At 64.9% G+C, this 22,585-nt stretch carries 17 protein-coding genes; 7 read left to right on the forward strand and 10 right to left on the reverse strand.

The features are described 5' to 3' along the window. The first annotated feature begins 24 nt into the window (after window positions 1–24). The 3 genes from PAF18_RS11345 to PAF18_RS11355 all read left to right on the forward strand — a co-directional run bounded on the left by PAF18_RS11345 (window position 25) and on the right by PAF18_RS11355 (window position 3,029). Window positions 25–1,062, forward strand: coding sequence for a LacI family DNA-binding transcriptional regulator (locus PAF18_RS11345; protein WP_271115828.1), 1,038 nt, complete (start codon window positions 25–27; stop codon window positions 1,060–1,062). 94 nt (window positions 1,063–1,156) lie between these two features. Further along, window positions 1,157–1,891, forward strand: coding sequence for a FadR/GntR family transcriptional regulator (locus tag PAF18_RS11350; protein WP_271115829.1), 735 nt, complete (start codon window positions 1,157–1,159; stop codon window positions 1,889–1,891). Between the two features lie 238 nt (window positions 1,892–2,129). Beyond that, window positions 2,130–3,029: a dihydrodipicolinate synthase family protein gene (locus PAF18_RS11355; protein ID WP_271115830.1), complete on the forward strand. Its 900-nt coding sequence runs from the start codon at window positions 2,130–2,132 to the stop codon at window positions 3,027–3,029. A gap of 22 nt (window positions 3,030–3,051) precedes the next feature. Here PAF18_RS11355 and PAF18_RS11360 read toward each other — a convergent pair whose 3' ends face one another. Together PAF18_RS11360 and PAF18_RS11365 are read right to left on the reverse strand one after the other, a co-directional pair. Further along, window positions 3,052–5,400 (reverse strand): PIG-L family deacetylase, encoded by a 2,349-nt coding sequence (locus PAF18_RS11360; protein ID WP_271115831.1) that lies wholly within the window; start codon window positions 5,398–5,400, stop codon window positions 3,052–3,054. Window positions 5,401–5,546: 146 nt separating this feature from the next. Then, on the reverse strand, window positions 5,547–7,811 hold the full coding sequence (locus tag PAF18_RS11365; RefSeq protein ID WP_271115832.1) for an adenosylcobalamin-dependent ribonucleoside-diphosphate reductase: 2,265 nt from the start codon (window positions 7,809–7,811) through the stop codon (window positions 5,547–5,549). Window positions 7,812–8,200: 389 nt separating this feature from the next. Between PAF18_RS11365 and PAF18_RS11370 the strand changes: the two genes are divergently transcribed. The 3 genes from PAF18_RS11370 to PAF18_RS11380 are packed head-to-tail and all read left to right on the forward strand — an operon-like array spanning window position 8,201 to window position 10,722. Next, entirely contained in the window at window positions 8,201–9,262 is a 1,062-nt protein-coding gene (locus PAF18_RS11370) for a methionine ABC transporter ATP-binding protein (protein ID WP_271115833.1), read from the forward strand. Continuing rightward, window positions 9,252–9,926 carry a methionine ABC transporter permease gene (locus PAF18_RS11375; RefSeq protein WP_271115834.1) on the forward strand — a complete coding sequence of 225 codons (675 nt, stop codon included), beginning with the start codon at window positions 9,252–9,254 and terminating at the stop codon, window positions 9,924–9,926. The genes PAF18_RS11370 and PAF18_RS11375 overlap by 11 nt, the downstream gene beginning before the upstream one ends. A gap of 22 nt (window positions 9,927–9,948) precedes the next feature. After that, the gene (locus tag PAF18_RS11380; protein ID WP_271115835.1) at window positions 9,949–10,722 is read left to right on the forward strand and encodes a MetQ/NlpA family ABC transporter substrate-binding protein; all 774 of its coding nucleotides are present in this window, start codon (window positions 9,949–9,951) and stop codon (window positions 10,720–10,722) included. A gap of 95 nt (window positions 10,723–10,817) precedes the next feature. Here the strand turns inward: PAF18_RS11380 and PAF18_RS11385 are convergent, their stop codons facing one another. From PAF18_RS11385 to PAF18_RS11410, 6 genes are all read right to left on the reverse strand, one after another. Next, entirely contained in the window at window positions 10,818–11,543 is a 726-nt protein-coding gene (locus tag PAF18_RS11385; protein WP_271115836.1) for a COG3904 family protein, read from the reverse strand. Window positions 11,544–11,545: 2 nt separating this feature from the next. Then, the gene (locus PAF18_RS11390; RefSeq protein ID WP_271118119.1) at window positions 11,546–12,922 is read right to left on the reverse strand and encodes a hypothetical protein; all 1,377 of its coding nucleotides are present in this window, start codon (window positions 12,920–12,922) and stop codon (window positions 11,546–11,548) included. 174 nt (window positions 12,923–13,096) lie between these two features. Beyond that, window positions 13,097–14,845, reverse strand: coding sequence for an acetyl/propionyl/methylcrotonyl-CoA carboxylase subunit alpha (locus PAF18_RS11395; RefSeq protein ID WP_271115837.1), 1,749 nt, complete (start codon window positions 14,843–14,845; stop codon window positions 13,097–13,099). Continuing rightward, complete coding sequence (locus tag PAF18_RS11400; protein WP_271115838.1) at window positions 14,842–16,425, reverse strand: 5-oxoprolinase subunit B/C family protein; 1,584 nt, start codon at window positions 16,423–16,425, stop codon at window positions 14,842–14,844. Before PAF18_RS11400 ends, PAF18_RS11395 begins: the two co-directional genes overlap by 4 nt. 2 nt (window positions 16,426–16,427) lie before the next feature. Further along, window positions 16,428–17,189, reverse strand: coding sequence for a LamB/YcsF family protein (locus PAF18_RS11405; protein ID WP_271115839.1), 762 nt, complete (start codon window positions 17,187–17,189; stop codon window positions 16,428–16,430). A 79-nt stretch (window positions 17,190–17,268) separates the two neighbouring features. Then, window positions 17,269–18,540: a RuBisCO large subunit C-terminal-like domain-containing protein gene (locus PAF18_RS11410; RefSeq protein ID WP_271115840.1), complete on the reverse strand. Its 1,272-nt coding sequence runs from the start codon at window positions 18,538–18,540 to the stop codon at window positions 17,269–17,271. 322 nt (window positions 18,541–18,862) lie between these two features. Between PAF18_RS11410 and PAF18_RS11415 the strand changes: the two genes are divergently transcribed. Next, window positions 18,863–19,270 carry a hypothetical protein gene (locus tag PAF18_RS11415; protein WP_271115841.1) on the forward strand — a complete coding sequence of 136 codons (408 nt, stop codon included), beginning with the start codon at window positions 18,863–18,865 and terminating at the stop codon, window positions 19,268–19,270. A gap of 6 nt (window positions 19,271–19,276) precedes the next feature. On the opposite strand, the gene PAF18_RS11420 is transcribed toward PAF18_RS11415, so the two are convergent. Continuing rightward, on the reverse strand, window positions 19,277–21,250 hold the full coding sequence (locus tag PAF18_RS11420; protein ID WP_271115842.1) for a bifunctional 2',3'-cyclic-nucleotide 2'-phosphodiesterase/3'-nucleotidase: 1,974 nt from the start codon (window positions 21,248–21,250) through the stop codon (window positions 19,277–19,279). Window positions 21,251–21,373: 123 nt separating this feature from the next. Then, window positions 21,374–22,534 (reverse strand): Hint domain-containing protein, encoded by a 1,161-nt coding sequence (locus tag PAF18_RS11425; protein WP_271115843.1) that lies wholly within the window; start codon window positions 22,532–22,534, stop codon window positions 21,374–21,376. Between the last annotated feature and the right edge of the window lie 51 nt (window positions 22,535–22,585).

Below are 22,585 nucleotides of genomic sequence, written 5' to 3' on the forward strand. Positions count from 1 at the left end.
GCGTCGGCCCGCCATACCCGTGATATGAAACCGCGAAGCAGACCCGGCAATTACCGCGGAAGCGGCAAGGGTGTGGTCACCATGACCACCGTGGGCCGCATGGCCGGGGTGTCGCAGGTCACCGTCTCGCGGGCGCTGTCCGATCCGTCGAAAGTGTCGCCCGACACGCTGCGCCGGATTCACGAGGCGATCGAGGCCACCGGCTATGTCCCGAATGCCGTCGCCGGAGCGCTCGCCTCGCGCAAGAGCAACCTTGTCACGGCGCTGGTGCCGTCGATTACCAATATCGTCTATTCAAGCCTGCTGCACGGTTTCGCCGATCTGATGCGGCAGCATGGCTATCAGCTGATGACCTCGGAGATCGGTTTCGATCTCGCGCAGGAGCAAGAGGTCATCGCCACGCATCTCGCCCGCCGCCCGGACGGCATGCTGTTGACCGGCATCCATCACAGCCCCGATGCGCGGCGCATGCTGATCGCCGCCGGCATCCCCGTCGTCGAGGTCTGGGACATCACCGAGACCCCGATCGATTGCTGCGTCGGGTTTTCTCATGCCGAGGTCGGACGCTTCGCGGCGGAATTTGCGCAGGAAGCGGGTTATGCGCGCGCCGCGACCGTCACTGCCGGAGATGTGCGGGCCATGCGGCGTCGCGATGCGTTCATCCAGCGCTTTGCCGCGATGGGCGGACCGGCGCCCTGCCGTTTCGACTACCCCGCCGGCACCGCGACACTGGGACAAGGCCGCGCCGCGCTTGCCGATCTGATTGACCGGCAGGGCTTCATGGCGGGCGTGGTGTTTTGCAGCTCGGACCAATATGCGCATGGCATCCTGACCGAGGCGATGGCGCGCGGGCTTCGCGTGCCCGAAGATATCGCGGTGATCGGTTTCGGCGATCAGGTCTTCGCCGAGAGCACCCATCCGGCCATGACCACGATCCGCGTGGATCGGGACGCGCTTGGCAAGGCGGCGGCGAGCGCTCTGCTTGAACGGTTCGGCAACGGTCAGGCCGGGCCAGCGACGATAGATGTCGGGTTCCGCCTGGTGCGCCGGCAGTCAGCCTGAAGAGGCCGCCGCGCCAAGGGCCTGCTCCGGTTTCAATTGACAAATTCGTCGCGCGCGCGCTTACTTATTGACAACTCCACCCAAGGGCTCGCGCATGAACTCCCCGCCCGCACTCCCCGACATCGGCGTTTCCGCCGCCCCGCTGCGCAAGCGCCGCCTCGCGGATGAGATCTATGCCCAGATCCTGCTTCAGCTCTCGACCGGGCAATACAAGGTCGGCGACCGGCTGCCGACGGAAAAGGATCTCTCGGCCAGCTTCGACGTGTCCCGCCCCGTCGTGCGCGAGGCATTGCAGCATCTGACCAATGATGGGCTAATCGACGCGCGCCGCGGCTCTGGCACCTTCGTGCGCCGCCTGCCCCCGCATGAAATGGCGCATTATACCGATGGCGCCCGCATCGCGCAGTATATGCGCGCCTATGAGGTGCGGCGCGGGCTAGAGGTCGAGGCCGCGCGCCTGGCAGCGCTGCGCATCGACCAGACCCATCGCCGGCGCATCGAGCATGCGCTCATCGCGATGGAGGAAACCATGCGCGGTGGAGAAAGCGGGCTCGAGGCGGATTTCCAGTTCCACCTGGAGATTGCGCGGGCGACGGGTAACGACCTTTTCGAAAAGCAGCTGCTGTTCCTGCGCCCCGACATGATGGGCACGATGCGCATCGCGCTGAGCATCACCGGCAAACGCTCGAAATACCGACGCGAGAAAGTGTTGCAGGAGCATCGCGATATTTGCAGCGCAATCAGCGCGGGGGACGCAGAAATGGCCAAGCTGTATATGGGTTATCACCTCACCAGCGTTCGGAACCGTATCATCGACGAGGGACGATGAGGGCCCCCTCACTGATGTAACGCAGGTCAGTTTTAATAACAAATGCGCTATGCCTCCAGGGCCAGCCCGTTCAAGTTCGACTATATTTTGCGGTAAGACTAGCCAGATAAGCCACAAGACAGCTCAAGCGCCGGCGCTATTTGCAAATAAAATTGACTTTTATGTTGCCCGACGCCATCCTCCATTTCACTCAGGAACAAAGGAATCGCCCGGCCCCGCCGGGACGCAGGAGCATGATATGTCACTCTCACTCGATGCGGCTCTGACCGGGATTTCCGGTATCCTCGTCACGCCCTATGACGAGACCGGAGAAATCGCGCCCGACCGGCTGTCCCCGATCATCGACCACGCGTTGAGCGCGGGGCTGCATATGCCGGTCGTCAACGGAAATACCGGCGAGTTCTACGCGCTGACCACCGATGAAGCCTGCGACATGGCGCGGGCGGTCTGCGAAATGGTCGGGGACCGCGCGCCTGTGCTGGCCGGTGTCGGGCGCGGGCTTCGCGACGCGACACGTCTGGCGACGATGTCGGCGGAGGCCGGTGCGACGGCCTTGATGGTGCATCAGCCGCCCGACCCTTTCGTCGCACCGCGCGGTGTGGTCGATTACCTGCACGCAATCAACGATGCCTCGGGCGGGCTGCCGATGATGCTCTATCTGCGCAACGATGCAATCGGCACGCAGGCGATTGCCGATCTCTGTGCGGTGCCCGGCGTGAAGGGCGTGAAATGGGCCACGCCGAATCCGATGAAGCTTGCCGAGGCCAAGGCCGCCTGCGATCCGGCCATCATCTGGGTCGGCGGGCTTGCCGAAATCTGGGCGCCCAGCTTCTATGCAGTCGGCGCGCGGGGATTCACCTCGGGGCTCATCAATGTCTGGCCGGAACGCTCTATGGCGATCCACGCAGCGCTTGAGGCGGGAGACTACAGCGAGGCCAACCGGCTGATCGCCGGGATGCGCGATTTCGAGGATATCCGCGCCGAAGAGATGAACGGCACGAATGTGACCGGCGTGAAATCCGCATTGCAGATGATGGGCCGGGATTGCGGACCGACCCGACCGCCCTCGGCCTGGCCGCTGACCGACGCTCAGCAGGCGAAACTGCGCAGCTTCATGCAACGTGAAAAGCTGGTCTGAGGCGGCGCGCTCATGGCGAAACCTACCCCCCCCGCCCCGCAGCGACCGGCGCAACCAGATTGACGAACAGTCTGAACGCGCCGGAGACGAGCGCATCCATCTGCTCTGGCAGAGATAATGCGCAATAGGTGAAGCGCCCGGCCCCGATCTGCGCACTCAGCAGTGCGCCGCGGTGCTGTCTCCCATTATCTTCCGACAGCGCAATCAGCGGGCGAAAGGCGTCGTCCCACGCCACGGCAAAGCCCAGGCTGCGATGCTGGACCCAGCCTTGCCAGTCCTCGGGCCCGACCCGGTTCGGACCGCAGAGCAGCGGGTGGTCTGTCGCCAGAACCTCGACCTCTGCCGAGGGATCGGTTGCACGGAATCTTATCGGGGTCATGGCGAGACGGATCGAGAGCGGCGCACTGCGTCCCTCATCCCAACCAAGGTCAGCCCGTTGAGAGAAACATAGGAGATTACCACCGCGCTCAACGAAATGCTGCATGGCATCGCGATCAATCTTTTCGTCCGCGAGCGCCATGCTGCCGATGACCACCGTGTCGAACCGCGCCAGGCTGGCCGCATCCGGCCCACGCAGCAAGGTCATATCGGCACCGAGCCGGTCCAGCCATTTCCCGCTGTGATCCGACCCCGAGATCAGACCGATCCGTCCCGAGATCGGCGCGGTGTCGACAGACAGCACCGTAATCAGCGCAGGGGTCACAAGCCTTTCCTCGCCGCGATCGGGCAGGGCAGTCGGCACCGCGCTAAACGCTGGCTTACCGTCCGCAATCCGCAACCGCAGAGCCTGTTTCCCGGGCGGGGCGGTTGCAGGCCAGCTCAGCGAAACATGCTCGCCATGCTGCGCAATTTCCAACCCCGAGGCACGGGACATCCGCGCCGTCTGCCGACTCAGCCGGACCCAGGCCTCGCGGTGATCCGGTGTCAGCACGATCCTGCGAGGCAAAGCCTCGACCGTTTCCGGCGGCATGATTCTCAGATCGTATTTCGGCACCACCGGCACGGTGAGCCGCTGTCCGAACATGTCAAAGCTGACATCCGCGCGAAGCACCGCCTGATCTCCGAGCGGCGACCAGGGCACGGCCAGGCTTTGGGTCGGCTTGGCGCTTTTTGCGACGGTCAGACTGCTTCCATTCAGCGAACAGCCCTGTGGAATATGGTACTCGACCCCGGCAAACCGGACCCCTTCGACCGGTTCAGAGGCCAGCTCGATCTCGGCCGAACCGCCTGCGGGCACGAAGCGGGGGCGGATATGCAGGCGGGGCCGCAAGACCAGCGCGACCGACACGGCAAGGGCCACCTCGTGTTTCTTGCGCGCGATGCGATGGGCGTGAAGCGCGGCGCAGCTCGCCGTCATCTGCTGCTCGGCCTCATGCAGACTTTCATAGGCGCGGATGAGAGGCGGGACGACGGCCTTGCTGTCCGGGAAGGCGGCAATCGCGAGATCCAGCTGATCGGCAACCCGCGTCAGCCCCGGAAGATCCACGCAATCGGCAGCCAGGCTGCGAAGATCATGGGGAAGACCGTCGGTGATCGCCTCCTCGGGTCCGCCGCCCGGCAGGTGCAGCGGCCATTCACGCCGAGGCGGGTCGGGCCACGTTCCCAGCCCCTGCGTGGCATGGCGGCGGCGCGACCATTCTCCGATTCTGTCATAGGGCGCGCCACTGATCGGATCGAGGGCATCCGCCCGCGCGACAACCGTTGCCTCGGGCACCGATGCCCCGTCTGACTGCTGATCGCCCGCAGCCTCCCACGCGGGAAGATACAGCTTCGCAACCTGCCACGCCGGACGGTCCCAACCCGGCACTTCACCCAGATCGGCCCCCGGATCGGCAGCCAGCGAAATCGCTTCGCGGGTGGCGATTGTCATGGCGCGGTGATGACCGTGCTGGCCCGGAACGTCCAGAAAGCTCGGCACGACGATATCGGGGCGCTGAATGCGATAGGCACCGGCCAGGCGGCGGATGACCAGATCGCCCTTCCAGCGGCGCAGCGTGTCATCTCCGTCCTTGGAGAAGCCGAAATCATGCACCGGGTCGGACATACCGAAACCGAGCCAGAACAGATGCGCGTCCAGCACCTTCGCCGCGTCCTGCATCTCGGCGGTGCGCAGCAGGCCAAGCGCATCGCCCCGCTCCGGGCCGAGCAGGTTCTGCCCGCCCTCGCCCCGCGTCGCGCAGGCAATCGCAACGCGCATCCCCATGCCATGACGCAGCCATGCCAGAAATCCGCTGCATTCATCGCCGGGATGGGCGCAGATGTTCATCACGCTGATCGTCGAGCGCAGCCGCCCCAGCGCCCGCGCCATTCGCACAATGGCAGGGTTGGCTTCATCGAGAAGCAGTGTCGCGATATCGTCCCGGGCGCTCATGATCTCCTATCATGTCTCTACCGCGCCGCTGCGGCAACTGCGGAGTTTGATAGGATTTTTCCGGCCTCTCCCAGTTCGCTCGCTGCGCGCCGCTTAGCCCCCGGCGGCGCCGGGCGGTTTGCCGATTTACCCGAACGGATTGAGCCCTAGCCGCATTTCGAATGACCGCAGCTTGGGCAGGTCATGCAGCCTTCGATCATCCGCATCCCGTATTGCCCACAGCTCGGACAGGCGGGGCCGCGGGGACGCTCTCCGATAGCCACCACATCGGCCTGAGGGTCCGATTTCAGCCCCATCCCCTCGCCGGCGAGAAACCCGGTCGCGATCATGTGCTGCTCGATCACCCCGCCGATCGCGGCGAGGATCGAGGGCACGTATTTCCCCTGCAACCAGGCCCCGCCGCGCGGATCGAACACGGCTTTCAGCTCTTCGACGACGAAACTCACTTCGCCGCCGCGCCGGAAAACCGCCGAGATCATCCGCGTCAGCGCAACCGTCCAGGCGAAATGCTCCATGTTCTTCGAGTTGATGAACACCTCGAAGGGCCGCCGGTGTCCCGCCTGAACGATGTCGTTGACGGTAATATAGATCGCATGCTCACTGCCCGGCCATTTGAGCTTGTAGGTCGCCCCTTCCAGCGCCGCCGGGCGGTCGAGCGGTTCGGTCAGATAGACCACCTCCGCCCCCCGATCCGCCTCGGGTGCATCTTCGGACGCCTCGCTGACAGACAGCACGCTGCCCGTCACATCGTTCGGACGATAGGTTGTGCAGCCCTTGCAGCCCAGATCCCAGGCCGAGAGATAGACATCCTTGAAATCCTCGAAAGAGATATCCTCAGGGCAGTTGATGGTCTTGGAAATCGAGCTGTCCACCCATTCCTGCGCCGCCGCCTGCATGGCGACATGATCGGCAGGTGCGAGGGTCTGCGCATTGACAAAATGATCGGGCAGCGGCGCGTCACCCTTCAATTCCCGCCACATCTGGACTGCGTAGTCCACGACCTCTTCCTCGCTGCGCGAGCCGTCTTTCTGCAACACCTTGCGCTTATAGGCATAGGCGAAGACAGGCTCGATTCCCGAAGAAACATTGCCGGCATAGAGGCTGATCGTCCCGGTTGGCGCGATGGAGGTCAGCAGCGCGTTGCGGATACCGTGCCGGGCCACGGCGTCACGCACATCCTCATCCATGCGCTGCATGAAGCCGGATTGCAGAAACGCGTCCGCGTCGAAAAGCGGAAAGGCGCCTTTCTCTTTCGCGAGATCGACCGAGGCGAGGTAGGCCGAGCGGGCGATAGCCTTCATCCAGTCGCGGGTCTGCGCCACCGCATCGGGGGCGCCATAGCGCAGCCCCAGCATCAGAAGCGCATCGGCAAGTCCCGTAACGCCAAGCCCGATCCGCCGCTTGGCCTGCGCCTCGGCGGCCTGCGCCTCAAGCGGGAAGCGCGAGGCATCGACGACATTGTCCATCATCCGGATCGCGGTGCGCACAAGCTCGTCAAGCGCATCGGCATCCAGACGCGCGGCATCGGTGAAGGGGTCGCTGACCAGCCGGGCGAGATTGACCGAACCGAGCAGACATGCCCCATAGGGCGGCAAAGGCTGCTCGCCGCAGGGATTGGTCGCGGATATGGTCTCGGCATAGTGCAGGTTGTCGGCCTGGTTGATCCGGTCGATGAAAATGACGCCCGGTTCGGCATAATCATAGGTCGCCCGCATGATCCGGTTCCACAGATCGCGAGCCTGCACCGTGTGATAGACTTTGCCGCCAAAGACCAGATCCCAGCTCTCGTCGCTCTTCACAGCCTCCATGAAATCATCGGTGACCAGCACCGACAGGTTGAACATGCGCAGCCGCGCGCTGTCCTGCTTGGCTTCGATGAACGCCTCTATATCGGGATGATCGCAGCGCATCGTCGCCATCATCGCCCCGCGACGAGAGCCCGCCGACATGATCGTGCGACACATCGCGTCCCAGACATCCATGAAGCTCAGCGGCCCCGAAGCATCCGCCGCGACACCCTGCACCGACGCACCCTTGGGCCGGATGGTCGAGAAGTCATAGCCGATCCCGCCGCCCTGCTGCATGGTCAACGCGGCCTCTTTCAGCATGTCGAAGATCCCGCCCATGCTGTCGGGGATCGTGCCCATGACGAAGCAGTTGAACAGCGTCACCGCCCTGCCCGTCCCGGCTCCGGCGAGGATCCGGCCCGCCGGCAGAAACTTGAAATCCTCTAGCGCGGCATAAAAGCGATCCTCCCATGCGGCATGGTCGGTCTCGACCCGCGCGAGATCGCGCGCGACGCGGCGCCAGCTATCCTCGACCGAGAGGTCGATGGGCTGCCCCTCTGCATCTCGGAGCTGGTATTTCATTTCCCATATCTGTTCGGCGATGGGGGCAGCGAAGCGGGTCATGATGGGCTATCCAGGGTGGTTGGCTGGGGGCGAGAATACCAGATATGGCAGAATCCTGCACGCGCAAGAAGCAGGGACGCGATACGGCGCCGCCCTGCCCGCCGGGCCGCGCAGATCGACAGATTGAGCCGCGCGACCGAGCTGAGTCAATGACCATCCGCAGCGGGTTGAGCGCCGCGACATGCGCGGCGCGCTGGAACGTCGCCCATGATCCGGGCTGCGGCATCGGCCTGTTATCATGACGATCTCACCGCGCGCGAAACGCCTTTTCCTCGCGCCGCACCGCAGCAAAACACTGTTCTTCTTCGCCCTCCGCGCGCCCGTGCCGCTTGCCTTTCCGTTCTGAATCGGGATACGCCGCCCGGCGATCACAGGAAGATGCCGTTCGCATGACAGACTCGACCCATACCGGCGCCGCCATTCGCTTCGATGCGGTCGAAAAAGCCTTCGACGCCGAGGGCAAGGGCCGCGTCGTGGCGCTGAGCGATGTGTCGCTCGAGGTGCGGCCCGGCGCGATCTGCGGGATCATCGGCCGCTCAGGGGCGGGCAAATCGACGCTGCTGCGCATGGTCAACGGGCTGGAACGCCCGACCGCGGGGACCGTCACTGTCGGCGGGCATGATGTTGGGCGCGCAAGGGGCGCGGCGCTGCGCAACATCCGGCGCGATGTCGGGATGATCTTCCAGCATTTCAATCTGCTCGCCTCACGGACGGTCTATGGCAATATCGCCCTGCCGCTGGAAATCGCGGGCATTGAAGCGGCCGAGATCCGCACACGCGTCAATGACCTGATCGCGCGCGTCGGGCTGGAGGCGCAGGCGAAGCGCTATCCGGCAGAGCTTTCGGGCGGGCAGAAACAGCGCGTCGGTATCGCCCGCGCCTTGGCGACCCGGCCCAAGGTGCTGCTCTCGGACGAGGCGACCTCGGCACTGGATCCCGAAACCACGCAGACGGTGCTGGCGCTGCTTCGCGACATCAACCGCGATCTCGGGCTGACCATCCTGCTGATTACCCATGAGATGGGCGTCGTGCGCGACATCGCCAGCGACATGGCGGTGATCGATGGCGGGCGCATCGTCGAGGCAGGGCCGACCCATGACGTCTTTGTCAGCCCGCAACACCCCACGACGCGCAGCTTCCTGTCGGGTGTCACCGGCATCAATTTGCCCGGCTTCATCTCCGCCCGGTTGCAGGACAGCCGTCCCGAGGGTGCAGCGCAGGAGATCATTCGCGTCACCTTCTCGGGTGCGCATGCTACCGATCCGATGCTGGCGCGGCTGGCCTCGGACATCGGGGTGGCGGCGAATATCCTTGCCGGGGCGGTCGAGGAAATCGGCACGCAACCTTTCGGCAATCTGCTGATCTCGGTCGATGCCGCGAAGGGTGCCGAGGCGCGCGGCTTTCTGGAGCGTCACGGTCTGATGACGGAGGTGATGGGCTATGTCCGCTAATCTGATCGGCCTGCTTTACGACGCGACCTTGCAGACGCTGTATATGGTCGCCGTCTCGGCGATCCTGGGCACGGTGTTCGGACTGCCTCTGGGTGTTTTTCTGGCCACCTCGCAGCGGGGCGAGCTCATGTCCGCGCCGTTGTGGAACAAGGCGCTTGGGCTGGTGGTGAATGCCGCCCGCTCGATCCCGTTCATCATTCTGGTGGTGGCGATCATCCCCTTCACCCGCTGGATCGCGGGCACCTCGATCGGGACCACGGCGGCGATCGTGCCGCTGACCATCGCCGCCATCCCCTTTATCGCCCGGCTGGTCGAGAATGCCATCCGCGAGGTCGATGCCGGGCTGATCGAGGCCGCCCGCGCCATGGGCGCCACCCCGTTCCAGATCATCCGCAAGGTGCTGATCCGCGAGGCGATGCCCGGCGTGGTTCTGGGCCTGACGCTGGCCGTAGTCAGTCTGATCGGCTATTCCGCCATGGTCGGCGCGGTCGGCGGAGAGGGTCTGGGCGATCTGGGCATCCGCTATGGCTATCAGCGCTTCATGCCCGATGTGATGCTGGCCGTGGTCATCATCCTGATCGTCATGGTTCAGCTTGTCCAATCCGTCGGCGAATGGATCGCCCGGCTGGTCGACAAGCGCGCGCCGCGCAATCGCGGCAACTAATTTTCAACGAAGAGAGGTCAATATGCTTCGTCTCACGACTTTCGTTTCCGCCCTGGCGCTGGCAAGCGCCGCCATGGCCGAGGATATCCGCGTCGGTGTCTCGCCCGGCGAACATGCCGAGATCATGGAAGAAGTCGCCAAGATCGCCGAGCCGATGGGGCTGAATATCGACGTGGTCGAGTTTTCCGATTACGTCGTGCCGAACCAGGCGCTGAATGACGGCGACCTGAACGCCAACAGCTTCCAGCATCGGCCCTATCTGGAAAACCAGATCAAGGATCGCGGCTTCGAGCTGGTCGAGGTGGCGACGACCATCACCACCCCGATGGGCATCTATTCCGACGAGATCGAGGATATGGCCGAGCTGCCCGAAGGCGCGCAGGTGGCGATCCCGAACGATCCGACCAATGGCGGCCGGGCGCTGCTGCTGTTGCAGGAATTGGGGCTGATCTCGCTGGCCGAGGATACGGGTCTGGTGCCGAGCGTGCTTGACATCACCGAGAACGAAAAGGGGTTGGAGTTCCTGGAGCTTGACGCTGCGCAGCTTCCCCGAGCCCTGGCCGACGCCGATATCGCGATCATCAACACCAACTACGCGCTTGCCTCGGGCCTGAGCCCGAAGGACGATTCCATCGCCATGGAAAAGGCCGACAGCCCCTATGTGAACATCATCGTGGTGCGCGAAGGCGACGAGGATGCGCCATGGGTCAGCCAGCTTGTCGAGGCCTATCAATCTGACGAAGTGAAAGCCTTCATCGACGAGAAATACGAGGGCGCGGTGCTGACCAGCTGGTAAGCGACGGTTCGCTGATCGTGAAGGGCCCGGATCGAATGCCGGGCCTTTCTTTTGGGATCAAGGGATCAGCGCAAAAGCTTTCGGACCGTTCACGCCTAGCTCTCGCTGTCATTCGTCAGCGCGAACTCTGCCAGCCGGTCGGCGTCGAGGATATGGATCTCTTCGGGCGGCGTGCGCAGCGCATAGCTCATCAGCCGCAGATCGACGCCCATCTCGTCAAGGTAATCCATCACGCTGGCCTGAGCCCGTTGCACGTCGCGCACCGCCATGAAGGCGGGCAGGATGGTGTTCTTTCCGAAGAAATGCTGATGCACCCCGACCACCGCGCCCTCGCTTGCCCGGCGATTCACCCCGCCTGCCAAGACATAGGGACAGGCCGAGAGACAGACAGAGCCGTCCGCGACCTCGGTGTCCATCCTGGCGGCGCGTATGGTCCGGCCAATGGCCAGCGCGTCTGCCACCGACCCGCCAGAGGAGTCGAGCCAGACCAAACGCTCCGCCGGGCGGGTCTCGTCCAGCCATGTCGCAAAACGATCCGCGTCGCCGCCTGCGATCTGGCCCGACAGGCGGATCGCGCCATCCGCGATCTCGAACTCCAGCTCTGACGGCATCGGGCGCATGGCGGGTGCGCCCGGCTCGGCAGGGCGCAGGTCGCGGCGATAGGGCCGGACGCTCGGCCCGTCGCTGGGCGGCGAGAACAGCCCGGGCGCCGCCGTGCCGGGGTTGGTTCGAAGATCCATCCAGACAATGGCCCCGGCGAGCAGCACCTGCGAGAGCAGCACCGCCCGGATCGCCGCGCGGGGAGAGTTGAGCACCCTCACCCTCAGCGCTCCGTCCCCGTGGGGCGGCCATCGGCGGCCTCGTCGTCAATCGCGGCGTCAGGCGCGGTGCCGCGGCCGTTTTTCGGCGCGGTCGGGGACTGCCAGGGCGGGCTGCGATACTCGGCCGGGCCGGTCGCGTGGCGGATCGGCTGGACCGGATGCTCGTCATATTCGCGCAGAATCTCGGCGGCGGCGAGAGCTGCGCGAAGTTCGCCCACCGTCATGCGGTCGTCGCTGTGATGCACCCCGCGCCCGGACCGGATCGCGGCCTGTATGACCATGATGATGAAGACCAGCACCGCCGGCAGCAGGTCGATGGAAATCGCCCCCGCCCAGGCCGGCACGAAATTCCCCGCATAGACGATCACTGCATCCGCCGCCGACATCGGTGTATAGATCGCCTCGTCGGGCGGCGGCAGCGCCTCGACCTCGGCGGCGGCATTGGCCAGCGTGCCCGCGCGCTGCTCTACCAGTGTCAGCACCGAGTTGATCGTGCTGGATTGCCCCTGCTGGACGGCCGCGGTCGAGCCGTCGAGTTCCGGCAGCACCACCGCATCGGAGAGATCCCGCGCCGCCCGTGAGACCAATGGGGCCGGGTTCAGCTGGCGCAGCTGCGTGATCAGCCCGGCCAGCTCCACCGCGTCTTCCGAGAACTGCACGGTGCGCTCGGAAAGTGCGCCCGGCCCGACCGTGGTGCTGCGCATCTGCGACAGGATGTCGTTACCCTGAGCGAAAGTGGTCTCGATGGGATCACCGACCTCGGTGAGCTGAGTCTCCAGAGCCTCCAGCTCGGCGCCTTTCTGGGTCAGCACCCGGAACACCGCGCCGCGCCCGGAAAAGCCGGACAAGGTGCCGCCGGCCTCCTGTTCGGACAGGTCGTCGAAGCTCTGCCGCACCCTTGCCACGTCGCGTGACAGCGACTGCCCGGCGACGGCGTTGGAATGGGCGCGCTCCAGCGAGGCCTGATAGTGCTGGATCGTCGTCGCCATATGGGTTTCCACCGCCGCGCCGCCAGCAAGCGCCGCCGCGTTCAGCCACGAGGACATGGCAACGATTGCCACGCAGCCAAGCGCCATGGCCAGAAACAGCCCGAGCCGCGAGGCCGCGCCGCGCACCGCAGGCAGCAGCCTCAGCAGATAGGACCAGAAGACGAAGATACCGACCGATACCGCGATAGAATAGGCAAGCGCCGCGAAAGTCGTCCACAGCCCGGGATCGTCCAGCAGAGTGCGCACCCCGAGATAGGTATAGATCCCGGAGGCCGAGGCCAGGACGCCAAGTGCTGTCGAGGTGAAGCTGTCCAGCCAGTCCAGATGGCGTTCCAACTCCCGCGCATAGCGGTCACCGGCGCGTTCGGTCTGCGGGTTCGGATCGGTCATGCGGGCCTCGTCTCGGGGCGGATCGACAGCGTGCTGCGGCGCGAATGGCGGCGCGGCGGCATGTTTCGTCAAAAAGAACGGCTTGTCGATGCCGGGCGCGGCGGCAACACATCACGCTTGCATGAGGGGCGGGATCGCGGCACCGCCTGCTGGCCTGGCATCGGCGGCGACCTCTCAGTCCCAATCGGCCAGCAAATCCCCCTCGGCCAATTGCTCGCCTGGCTCGACCTTCTGCCGGATAATGCCGGCGCGATCGGCGGTGATGCTCATCTCCATCTTCATCGCCTCCATCACGGCGACGGTCTGGCCGCTCTCGACCTTGTCGCCATCCGAGACCTTCCATGCGCTCAGCGTGCCGGCGACCGGCGCGCGCAGCCCCTCGCGGCCATCATTGCTTTGGGCGCGATCAGGAGGCTGCGGCCCGGTTCCGCCTTGCGCTGCGCGGGCGCCGACTGCTGTGGCCAATCGCGCGAGCGCCGCACCGGACAGACCGATATCCCGGCGCTGCCCGTCGATGTCGACCGGCAGGCGCAGCACGGTTTCGGGCGCCGGCTCGACCCGCAGCGCCGCCTCCAGCTCAGCGGCGAAACCGGTCTCGATCCAGCGTGTATGCACGGCGAAATCGCCGCTGCCGTTGAAGTCCTCTGCCGCGAGCACGGCGCGCGCAAACGGCAAGACCGACGCCACCCCCTCGATGCGGAATTCCACCAGAGCACGGCGGGCGCGGGCGATGGCGATCTCTCGCGTGGGGCCGGTCACGATCAGCTTGGCCATGAGGCTGTCGAACTGCCCGGCAACGCTGTCGCCCGCGCCGACGCCGCTATCCAGTCGCACCCCCGGCCCGGCTGGCGGCTCGAAACGGGTGATCCGTCCCGGAGTCGGCAGGAAGCCCCGTCCGGGGTCTTCGGCGTTGATGCGAAACTCGATCGCATGGCAGCGCGGCCTTGGCATCGCGTCGATCGAAAGCCGCGCCCCATCGGCGATGCGCAGCTGTTCGACCACCAGATCCAGCCCCGAAGTTTCTTCCGTCACCGGATGCTCGACCTGCAACCGCGTATTCACCTCGAGAAAGGTCAGCAGCCCATCCGCGCCCAGCAGGAACTCGACCGTGCCGGCCCCGGTATAGCCCGCCGCCTTGCAGATATCGCGCGCGGCGGTCTCGATCCGCTCGGCCATGCCGTCGGGCAGGAAGGGCGCCGGCGCCTCTTCGACCAGCTTCTGATTGCGGCGCTGTAGCGAACAATCCCGCAGACCGACCACCGCGACATTGCCATGGGTGTCTGCGATCACCTGCGCCTCGACATGGCGCGGACGGTCGAGGAAGCGTTCCACATAGCAATCGCCATTGCCGAAGGCGGTGCGGGCTTCGTTCGCGGCGGCGGCAAAAAGCTCTTCGATTTCGGCATCCTCGCGCGCGACCCTCATGCCGCGCCCGCCACCGCCGGCAGAGGCCTTGATTGCCACCGGCAGCCCGTGCTCGGCCACGAAGTCGCGGATCTCGGCGGCATCCGAGACCGGCCCGTCCGTGCCGGGCGCAAGCGGTGCGCCGACCTCTCGCGCGATGGCGCGGGCGGCGATCTTGTCGCCAAGCCGCGAAATTGCCTCGGCCCCCGGCCCGATCCAGATCAGCCCCGCCTGCTGCACCGCGCGGGCGAATTCGGCGCTTTCGGACAGGAACCCGTAGCCGGGATGCACCGCATCCGCACCCGAGCGCCGCGCGATTTCCAGCAGCGACTCGATGTTCAGATAGGTCTCTGCGGGCGTGCTGCCCTCCAGCGCATAGGCTTCATCGGCGAGCCGCACATAGGGCAGATCGGCATCCGGATCGGCATAGACCGCGACCGCGCCGACGCCATAATCGCGGCAGGCGCGGATGACGCGCAGCGCGATTTCGGCCCGGTTGGCGATGAGGATCTTCTTCATGACTGGTCTTCTTCCTGGCTGGGAATGATCGGGGCGAAGGGCGCAAGCGCGCGGAAACGGAGCTTGGCGCCGGGCGGCAGCTGCGCCGCAAGATCGAGATGATGGGCGGCGACCACGGCGATGACCGGATAGCCGCCGGTCAGCGGGTGATCCGCGAGGAACAGAACCGGCTGGCCGGAATGCGGGACCTGGATGGCGCCGGTCAGCGTGGCCTCGCTGGGCAGTTCGGTGCTGTCATCGCGGATCAGCGGCGCCTCGCCCTCCAACCGCTTGCCGATGCGGCTCGATTGCTGGGTGACGGTCCAGTCCTGATCGGTCAGGCGGGAGCGGATCTCGGGCGGAAACCAATCGGCGCGCGGACCCATCACCACGTCGATCTCGACCACATCGCCGGGCTGCGGCAGAGATGGCGGGTCAAGCGGCGGCGCAATCGCATCGGCGCGCGCCCGGGCCAGCCCGACCCAGCCTCCGGCAGTCAGCGGGGCGGGACCAAGATGCGCCAGCGTGTCCGTCGCGGCACTGTCCAGAACCGGCGCGACCTCAAAACCGCCCCGCGACCCGAGATAGCCATACATCCCGCCCGAGGGCGGTCCGATCCTCAGCACATCGCCTGCATCGAGCGGGATCGCTGCATGAGAGGGATATTTCGCCCCGCCCTCGATGGTCACGATCCGAGGCGCTCCGGTGAGGGCGATCTCACAGGCGGCGGTGGCGCGCAGACGGATCCCGCCGCCGATCAGTTCAAGCGCGGCGGTGCCGGGCGGATTTCCGAGCAGCCGGTTCAGCGCCCGCAACGCCCCCTGATCCACCGCACCCGAGGCAGAGACACCTTGCGCCAGCTTGCCCTGCCGCCCGCCATCCTGAAGCAGCAGAGGGAACGGCGCGGCAAGGACGTCCAGCCTTGCATCGGGCTTTTCGGGCGCGGGAGGGTCAGGCGCCGGCGCGGGACGGGGGAATTCCTTCGGCTGTGCTGCCAGATCGACAAAGCGCACCTCGTCGCCGGGCATGAGCCAGGCGGGCGGGTCGCGATCCAGATCCCACATCGGCTGCGGCGTCGTGCCGATGATCTGCCAGCCACCCGGACTTTCCTTGGGATAGACCGCCGAGAAAAGCCCGGCGAGCGCAACCGAGCCAGGCGGAATCGCCGTGCGTGGGCTGCTGCGGCGCGGCACCTCAAGCGCGCGGTCGCCACCGCTGAGATAGCAGAAGCCGGGGGCAAACCCGGCAAAGGCCGCTCGCCAATTCGTGCCGGTATGGCGCGCGATCACCTCGTCCCGGCTGAGCCCGGTCAGGCTGGCAACATCGTCCAGATCCTGCCCGTCATAGCGCACCGGGATTTCGACCACCCGTCCCGAACCCTGCGCGCTGCCCTGCACATTCCGCGACGCGATCGCAGCCGCCAGACGCTCCGCCGTCGTCATGCGCCGGTCAAAGATGATCATCAGCGTTTCGGCCGCAGGCACCATTTCGACGATGCCCGCTGGCGGGCTGTCTTGCAGGCTTGCATGCAGGGCGAGCACCTGATCCAGATTGTCGAGATGGATCAGAACTCCGCTCTCTCCGGCAGGCAAAAAGCGCATCCTCAGACCCGCGCCTTCGTGACCGGCGCGATCTCGATGCCCTCGGCATCGAACAATGCGCGGATTCGGCGGGCCATTTCGACCGCGCCGGGGCTGTCGCCATGCACACAGATCGATTGCGCTTCGACCCGGATGTCCTGACCGTCCGTGGCACATATCACACCCTCACGGGCGAAACGCAGCATCCGCTGCGCGACCTCATCGGGATCATGCAACACCGCATCCTTTTCGCGACGCGAGACAAGCTGCCCGTCCGGGCGATAGCCGCGATCGGCGAAGGCCTCGGTGATGACCTGCAATCCGGCTTCACGGGCATGGTCGACGATGGGCGACCCGGCAAGCGCCATCAGCGGCAAGCCGGGGTCGTAATCCAGCACCGCCTGAATGACCGCATCGGCCTGCGGCCCGCCCTGAGCGATGGTATTATACAGCGCGCCATGCGGCTTCACATAGCTGACCCGTGTGCCCGCCGCGCGCGCCAGCCCGTCAAGCGCCCCGATCTGATAGATCACATCCGCCGTCAGCTCACGCGCGGCAATATCCATTGGACGGCGCCCGAAACCGGCGAGATCGCGATACCCCGGATGCGCGCCCACCGCCACGCCCTGCTCCGTCGCCAGACGCAGCGTGTCCAGAATGCCCGCCGGATCGCCGGCATGAAAACCGCAGGCGATATTGGCCGAGCTGACGATGCGCAGCATTTCGGCGTCGTCTCCCATCTGCCATGCGGCGAAGCTTTCGCCCATATCGCTGTTGAGATCCATCCGATCCTCCTCGTCTACCCATCCAGCATGGCGCATCGCGGCCTGTCATGCCACATGACATATCCCAGCGCGACAGGTCTCAGCCACCAAAGAAGCGCAATGCGGTGGAAAGCGATGGGCGGTCATGCGCGCCTTCCTCCAGCGTAAGCCCCTGCCGCAGCGCGTCATAGGCCTCTCGCAGCGACGCGACACCCGCCGCCAGTCCCGAAGGATGGTCCAGAACTCCGCTTCCGCAGAGAAACATCAGATCGGACCCTTGCGCCGCCTGAAGCGTCTCGGGCAGCGTTCCGGCCCACTGCCCCGAGGAAAACACGGGCATGACCGCATCATCCGGCCCGTCCTCGGAAAGAGGCGAAAGACAGGCGCGGGCGGCGGCGGTGACCTCGTCTGCGGTATCTGCGAATTTGCCGCCGATGCCGTGCACATGCATATGGTCGATCCCGGCCAGACGATACAGCGACTGATAGGGCTGAAAACCCATTCCGAGAAGCGGATGCCGGCTGAGCGCGCCGAAGCCATTGCGGTGGGCATGAATGGCAAGGGGGGTATGGGCACGCAGCGCCGCGATCCCCGACAGCCCGCACCAGTTCAGGCTGGCCATGACGCAGCTTCCGCCCTCTGCCGCGACCAGATCGGCATGGCGGCGCATGGCACAGGCTTCGTCGGTGACGTTAAAGGCAACCATGATTTTCCGATCGGTGAGATCCTGCCATTTGCGGATCACTTCCATCACCGCAGGGACACGCTCGGACAGCGGCGCGATCTCGGGATTGGCGCAGATTTCATCGTCCTTGATAAAATCCACCCCTGCCGCACAGAGCCGGTCGACAAGCGCCGCAATATCCTCTGCCCGCATCCCGAGATTTGGCTTGATGACCGTGCCAAACACCGGCCGATCCCTTACCCTCACCGCTTGTCGCGTGCCGGCGACGCCGTGCGAAGGCTGCGGATAGCGGCGCCGATAGTCGCGCGGGATGGAGAGCCAGACCAGCTTGAGCCCGGTCATCTCACCCAGATCATAAAGATTTCCGGACACGGTCGCGGCAAGCGTCGGAAGGTTTTGCCCGATATTGCTGGTCGGATAGGAAAGCCGCACCCGCGCCCGCCGATAAGGCCCGGTAACGCCCTTCCGCACGAGATAGGCGGAATGAAGCGATGGTGCCTCTACCTCGTCGATCTGCTCGACCGACAGGATCTCTGCCGCGGCCTGCGCCCGCAGCCGGTCGATCCGGCCCGAGATCCGCGACAGGGTTCCGCTGGACTGCTCTGCCGCCATCGTCTCGGCCACGGCCTCGGGCGCAGCGGGCGTTTCGATAAGATATTCGGCGACGATCCTGTCAGCGTCGGTCATCGTCTCGCGCGCTGCGACGGCGCGCCACTGCGCGGCCCAGAACAATTTATGTCGCTGCCATGGCAGCAGAAAATCTCGTTCACGCGTGCATCTTCCCCCTGTGCAGGCTCTGTAACGCTTCAAGGCTAGAAACAGCATCGCGATCCGTCAAAGAGAAGAGATTTTTTCTTTTCAATGACGTGAGACCGTCTGCGCCGGTGCGAATGGCGCTTGGACACACTGGATCGAATGCCATGGAAGCGGCTGATACCCATTTTTTGAGATTGCGGGGGCCGTCGCGGCTTCGTATCATCGGGGTCATCTGACGGGAGAGAAGCCAAGCGTGAAGTTATCACCCGGCCGAATCGCGACCGGCATTTTCGCCGCCGCCCTGCTCGGTGCGGCACCGGTCTCGGCAACGCAGATTGACCCGAACGGTCCCTTCGCGCTCGGTGAGGCTCTGCCGCAGAACCCGGCCAGCTGTGACACGCTCACCGGATGGGTGGCGCGCGCGCCGGATCATGACGGGCGGATCAGCATGGCCATCACGGGAGAGCTGGTGGCGAGCGACTGGGATGGTGCGCTCGCCTATCTGCTGATGTGCCCCGAGAATGAGACGCGGGTGATCTGCGTGACCTACGAGCCGAAAAAGATCGTGCCCGGCCAGCAGGTCATGCTGGCCGGTGGCTATGCCGGCGGAGACAGCGCGCAGGTGATCCTCGATCCCTGCCTTGCCAGCATCGTCGAATGAGCCGGCTCAGAGCGTGATGCGGTATTGCGCAAACCCGTCAGCGCCGTCACCCGCAGCCTCGATCTCCAGACCGTCGACGGCATCGAGATAATCCGCGGCTTTCGGTCCGGTCTCGAACAGCACCGTTGCGCCGTCCAAGGATTTGAAGGACCAGTTGCCATCCGCCGCCGGGTCGATGGTTCCCTGCTCGACGATATAGCGCACGATGATGTCGCGATTGGTATCAGGCCCTTCGAAGACGATGGTCGAGCCATCATTGCCGGGGAAGCTGCCACCGCCGCCCGCGCGGTAGTTGTTGGTGGCGACGATGAATTCGGCCTCCGGATCGATGGGCTGGCCATCGAAGGTCAGGTTCACGATGCGATTTGCGTTGGGATTCGCGACTGCGCCCTCGCTGTCGAATTTCGAGGGTTGCGAGAGGTCGATCTGGTATTCGACCCCGTCGATCACGTCGAAATTATAGCTCGGGAAATCCGGGTTCAGCAGAGTCTGATCCGCCTCTCCGGGGGTGATCTGATTGAACATGCCGGCGCTGCGTTCCAGCCAGTCCTTGACCTGCGCGCCGGTAATCTTCACCGCGCGGATCGTGTTCGGGTAAAGATACAGATCCGCCACGTTCTTGATCGCGACATCGCCCGCCGGAACATCGGTATAGTAATCTGGCCCGCCGCGACCGCCCGCCTTGAACGGCGCACCCGCCGAGAGGATCGGCAGGCCCTCATTCTCGGTCCCGGCCATCATCTGTTCGATATACCAGCTTTGCGCATTGGTAACGATCTGCACGCTTGGATCATCGGCGACGAGCGCGAAATAGCTGTAGAGCGGCGCCGAGGTCTTGCCGACCGATTGCCGGACATAATCCAGCGTCGCCTGATGTTCCTCGGCCACGCTGTCTTCGACCGCCGCGACGCTTTCGACCAGAGGCACGACGTTGCGATCCTCGTCGCGCTCATAGATCGGGCGGGCCTCGGCCGTGTGGCTGGCGATCCGCCAGCCCTCGCCGTCGCGTTCCAGCATGAGGTCGATCAGACCCATATGGCTGCCCCAGAACCCGGCCATGACCGCAGGCTTGCCGTTCAGGGTTCCGGCCGACGCATCGACGCCCTCGATCCCTTCGTAATCCGGTCCGGGGAACACCAGGTGGTGATGCCCGGTCAGCACCGCGTCGATCCCCTCGATCCCGGCAAGCGCCAGCGAAGCGTTCTCGGCCCCGGACTCCAGCGGCAGTGCCTCGATCCCGGAATGAGACAGCGCGATGACAAGATCGACGCCTTCCTCGCGCAGCTTGGGCAGCCAGGCCTCGGCGGCCTCGACGATGCCGCGTGCGGTGACATTGCCCTCCAGATGCTTGCGGTCCCATTGCATGATCTGCGGCGGCACGAAGCCGATCAGCCCGATGCGGATCGGATGGGTTTCACCTGCGCCGTCGGTCAGCTCACGTTCGAGAACCGTGTATGGCGGCACAAGTGTCGTGTCCTGATCCGGCGTCTCACCCGCCTCGGTCGCGACGTTGCAGCACACGACCGGAAACTCGGAACCCGCAAGCGTGTTGCGCAGGAATTCCAGCCCATAGTTGAATTCGTGATTCCCGAGCGTGCCCGCATCGAAGCCGAGCGTGTTCATCGCGGTGACGATCGGATGCATATCGCCTTCGTTCATGCCCCGCTCATAGGCGATGTAGTCACCCATCGGATTGCCCTGAAGGAAGTCGCCATTGTCGAGAAGGATCGCGTTGGTCGCCTCGGCGCGCACCGCCTCGACCAGAGCCGCCGTGCGGGACAGCCCGACCGTATCGATCGCCGTATCCGCATAGTAGTCATAGGGCCAGATATGCACATGAAGATCCGTCGTCTCCATGATGCGCAGATGCGCCTGCCCGGCCTGCGCGCGGGCCGAGAACGGGTGCAGCATCACCGCGCCGACACCGGCGACAGAGGCTGTCAGAAACCCGCGGCGGCTCATCGGGATAGGGGTTTTCATCAATCCGCTCCTGCAATTGGTCATATCGGGAAGGCTAGCCATTTGCAGGATGATGGCAAGGCGCTGCGGTCGCGGGCAGGCGGCCCAATGGACCTGCCCGCGCGTTCGCATCTAGCCGTCGCCTCAGCAGGCGAGCGGCAGTTTATGGTTCTGCTTCATCCGTGCTGCCAGCTGCCGCGCCCGCCTGCCCGGCGCGATCAGCCTGACCGGCGCGGGCGCCAGTCGCATCGCAGCCTGGGCGGGATACAGGCCGGCGATTTCGGGGAAGAGATCGGTAAGCTCGCGGGTTTGTTCCTCGGTCATGGCCTCAAGCGCCGCCACCCCGGTGAAAAGGGTTTCGGCAGGCGCGCCATTGGCCAGAACGAGCTGATGATCGGCCAGCAACAGATGGAAATACTCGACCCCGTCACTGTCGTCGCAGATCTCTACCCCATCGAGCGCCAAAAGCTGCTTCGCCGCAACGAGCACCTCTTGCTGGCCGAACATGCGTGTCGGTATGGCGCCCCGCACCAAGATTCGGTGCTGTGGCGACACCAGAAGATCCTGCACCGGCAGATCGGGCCCAAGCGCGCCAGCCCGGATCCGGATCGGGCGCAGATGCGGATGACGGGCCAGCTCGATCGCTTCCAACCGGCGGCGACCGATCCACAAGATCGGGGCCGGCCCCCGATCCACGGTATCGACGAGATCGCCGATTTTCAGCGTCTCCACCGGTGCGTCCGACCCGCCCGACGCGATCATCGTGCCGCGCGCATAGCAAACAATCTCAAGATTATCGATGCTGCGCCCAACGTCGGAACCATAGAAATCCCGCCTTCCAGGAGCGTCGAGCCGGATCGACTGGATCGCCCAATCGTCGAAATATTCGCTGGAATTGGTGAAGATCGAACCATCCTCAAGCTGCACAAAGGAAAGCGTCGGCTTGTAGACGTCTCCCGAGGCCGAGATGATCGTCACCTCCCATTGAAAGACGGAATCGACATAAGAGGTCACCTCACCGGCACCGTCGCCTGCGTCATAGGTATAGCTGTCACCGCGGACCGGGGTCGTAGGATGGTCCCAGTCGTCGTTTTCTTCGAGCCGCAACGGGTCGTCATCAAGAACCGTATCATTCTGCGTGATCTCGACCAGCTTCATCGAGGTTTCGTCAAAGACGACTCCGGGCTTGAAGCTCGGCACTGTTTCATTCTCGTTGAACCCGTCCTGATCTCCGTCGCCATATTCCTTGGGGTCGAGATCGGCATGTTTACCCAGATAGATTTGCTGGATGGTGAGCTGTTGCATATCCTTGCCTTCATTGCTGGGAGTCGCGTCATCCCGCGGCTCAGGCCAGCG

It is taken from the genome of Paracoccus sediminicola, assembly GCF_027912835.1.
Classification (GTDB): Bacteria; Pseudomonadota; Alphaproteobacteria; order Rhodobacterales; family Rhodobacteraceae; genus Paracoccus; species Paracoccus sediminicola.